The sequence below is a fragment of the Anaerosporobacter sp. genome (assembly GCF_965301125.1).
Genome location: NZ_CBDLAM010000296.1, coordinates 1 through 3,112 on the forward strand (window position 1 = coordinate 1; position 3,112 = coordinate 3,112).

Consider the following 3,112-nt stretch of genomic DNA (forward strand, 5'->3'; position numbering starts at 1 on the left):
GGTCATTAGAACGCGCAATATAAAGATAGATGCTAAGATAAGTAATTCATCAAAAGATTTAATTAAAACAGTTTTTAGTATTTCGGCAGCTAATTTGAATTCTAAAGCAGTTGCTAAAGATGCTGCAAATTGATATTTGATGTTATAAGGTTCGTTGCTTCGTAGTTCTTTTAAGTAGACAAAAAATGCTCGAAAACCTCCGATACATAATATGATAATTCCCATAAATTCAAATATGTGTATGAGAATAGGTATAAAGGTTTCAAATAAATGTTCCATAAGTATTTCCTTTCATCATTTGTTATCGATTGGAATCGGGAGTCAAAAGGTTTTGAATGCAAAACTCTGTATACGTGTTCATAGCTTCTTAGCTGACATGCTATGACACGAAACACGCTACTTAACTTTAATTATGACCTTTTGAATCTCAAAACATAGATATTATACAAAGAATATAGGTTCTCTGCAATTAAAATAATTATTTGTAAGGTTTCTCTTCATTGACGAATGATAATGGTATAATAACCGCACAATATAGAATGAAATACCTTTCGATTTGTCATATTATCGGTCTTAGAAAGGGTATAAGAACAGAAATTAACAAACAACCAGGAGATATGGTACATGTTACGATACAAGAAAGAGAATAATCAATTTTATGAAAAAGAATCGTAGAGAAGTTAGAGAATTCCAGGTTTTTAAAGAACAACTAAATAATATGAGAGAAATTGTATCGAATACGAAGGTTGCTAACTTATGGAGTCATGAGGCAGCAGTTCGGAAAAAACTAAAGGCTATGAAAGCGATGCAAGGGGAGAATATAAAAGGATATCGACAGCTTTATGTGGATTACCTTGAACTACTAGACGATATATCTATTCGCCTATTAGAAGACTATAATAGGAAAAACAAAACGGATTTTGTGTTTGATGAGATTAAAAGAGAAAATCTTGATGACTATGTTGGCTCTGGGATTATGACAGTGTTAGTAACTTCCCATATTCCGAAAATAGTGGCAGATGAATTTGACAGGTATTTCCCTGATAATCCAAAGGATGAATATCTTGAAGCGAGAGCTTTGAAAAGAAAGATATATCTACACTTGGGAGAAACCAATACGGGAAAGACTTATCAAGCAATTGAATGTTTGAAGAATAGTAAAAATGGAATTTATCTAGCTCCTCTTAGAATTCTAGCTCTAGAAATCTTTGAGAGAATGAATGAGAGTGGAGTCAAATGTGATTTGTTGACAGGTGAAGAAGAAATTATAATAGAAGGTGCAAAACATCAGAGTGCCACAGTGGAAAAGCTCAATTTGGAGCAGGAGTACGAGATAGCGGTTATAGATGAGATACAAATGCTAGGGGACAGCCAAAGAGGAGCAGCTTGGACAAGAGCTTTATTAGGACTTAAGTGTCCTGAGATTCATGTCTGTGGTGCATTAAATGCTAAAGAATTATTGCAAGAGATTCTAGAGTCTTGTGAAGACCAGTATGACATTAAAGAATACGTAAGAAATGTACCCTTGCAAATAGAAGAAAAGCCATTTGAGTTAAAGGATACAAAACAAGGAGATGCACTTATTGTATTTTCTAAGAAAAGAGTCTTAGAAACTGCTAAGATGTTTAAATCTAAGAATATTGCAACCAGTATGATTTACGGAGATTTACCTCCAGAGGTCAGAAAGATGCAATACCATGATTTTGTAGAAGGAACCAATAAAATCCTAGTTTCTACTGATGCCATAGGAATGGGAGTAAATCTTCCTATTAGGCGTATTATATTTATGAATAACAAGAAATTCGATGGAGACGAAATCCGTACCTTAACATCTCAAGAGGTAAAACAGATTGCTGGACGAGCAGGTAGGAAGGGGATATATAATGTAGGTTATGTAGCTTCTACTGGAAATCAATATTAATTTTTAAAAGAAAATATTGAGATGAAAGATGAGCCTTTGATAGAAGCTGTTATTGGTCCTAGTGAAGTATTACTTAAAATCAAAGGCTTACCACTTAGAGAGAAATTAGCTCTATGGAGTACAAGAGAAGAAAAAGTTCAAACGTATAAGAAGATGGATATACGAGACTATATCTTTATATTAGATAAGATTAGAAGATACAAATTAGAAGAATTAGTAGAATGGCGACTTATGAAATTACCCTTTGATGTGCATAATGAACGAGTTTTCTCAGCATTTATAGATTATGTAGAACAATATTTTATAAGAAAGAAGGAGATTTTATATAAGCCATTAGAAGATGGGCAGAGCCTAGAAGATTTAGAAATCTATTATCAAAAGATTAATCTGTATTATTCCTTTTCAAAGAATTTTCGGATACAATTTGAAGAAGAATGGGTATATGAAGAAAGAGCATTAGTGAGTGAAAGAATCAACAAGCTATTAGTAAGTGGAAGATTTTTAAAAACACCCTCTTAACTGCCATTTTATAATGGGAGTTAAAAGGGTGTTCTTTTTAATTTAACTAGTTTACTTCATTGTAGTTTGTTGTGAATATTTTTGTTTTGTTTGATTGACTTTCTCTTGCTCTGCTGCTGGAGTAGGATAAAAGCCTTTATCATGCATAATATTAAAGACCTGGAATTGAATATCATGTTCGTCTTTTAAGATATCCATGAATGTATTTCTAATATCTGCGTGAGCACATTCGTTTGAAAATAAATTATAGTTAGCTGTTTCTTGTTTTTGTGCGCAAAGAGCATCGTGTAACATTTCTTTTTCACCAAAAGTTGTTGTATCTATCATTTTGATTCCTCCTTATTGAAGTTTAGAATATACTGCATTAAAATGCTGTTGATGTTTTTGTGAAATATTAGAGAATGTTTGTTTTAACTCAGGGTCACTAGTTGAGTTTGATAGCATTTGAAATTTCTTAACTAATTCACTTTCGCCATCTAATAAATCGTTTATTGCTAACAATTCTTTCTCAGTTAAATTTGTCATAATGTTACCTCCTTTTAATTTACATGCTTATTATGTCTCAAATTTTAAATATAATGATAGAAAATAATAGTAATTTTTTAAGAAGGACACAAAATTGTCTTTGTCTACCGATAATGTATGAGTTTAACATACCCTCGATACATAAAA

The 3,112-nt window shown here is 32.0% G+C and carries 6 protein-coding genes; 3 read left to right on the forward strand and 3 right to left on the reverse strand.

The features are described from left to right. On the reverse strand, positions 1–279 hold a 279-nt coding region (locus tag ACW2QF_RS18945), incomplete at its 3' end, for a DUF1622 domain-containing protein (RefSeq protein WP_455717578.1). A gap of 260 nt (positions 280–539) precedes the next feature. Between ACW2QF_RS18945 and ACW2QF_RS18950 the strand changes: the two genes are divergently transcribed. The 3 genes from ACW2QF_RS18950 to ACW2QF_RS18960 are packed head-to-tail and all read left to right on the forward strand — an operon-like array spanning position 540 to position 2,440. After that, the gene (locus ACW2QF_RS18950; RefSeq protein ID WP_455717583.1) at positions 540–650 is read left to right on the forward strand and encodes a DUF1905 domain-containing protein; all 111 of its coding nucleotides are present in this window, start codon (positions 540–542) and stop codon (positions 648–650) included. A gap of 8 nt (positions 651–658) precedes the next feature. After that, positions 659–1,921 carry a helicase-related protein gene (locus tag ACW2QF_RS18955; protein WP_455717579.1) on the forward strand — a complete coding sequence of 421 codons (1,263 nt, stop codon included), beginning with the start codon at positions 659–661 and terminating at the stop codon, positions 1,919–1,921. A gap of 21 nt (positions 1,922–1,942) precedes the next feature. Beyond that, positions 1,943–2,440 carry an SUV3 domain-containing protein gene (locus tag ACW2QF_RS18960; protein WP_455717580.1) on the forward strand — a complete coding sequence of 166 codons (498 nt, stop codon included), beginning with the start codon at positions 1,943–1,945 and terminating at the stop codon, positions 2,438–2,440. 51 nt (positions 2,441–2,491) lie between these two features. Here ACW2QF_RS18960 and ACW2QF_RS18965 read toward each other — a convergent pair whose 3' ends face one another. Then, positions 2,492–2,767, reverse strand: coding sequence for a spore coat protein (locus ACW2QF_RS18965; RefSeq protein ID WP_455717581.1), 276 nt, complete (start codon positions 2,765–2,767; stop codon positions 2,492–2,494). Between the two features lie 12 nt (positions 2,768–2,779). Further along, entirely contained in the window at positions 2,780–2,965 is a 186-nt protein-coding gene (locus ACW2QF_RS18970) for a hypothetical protein (protein WP_455717582.1), read from the reverse strand. Positions 2,966–3,112 lie beyond the last annotated feature (147 nt).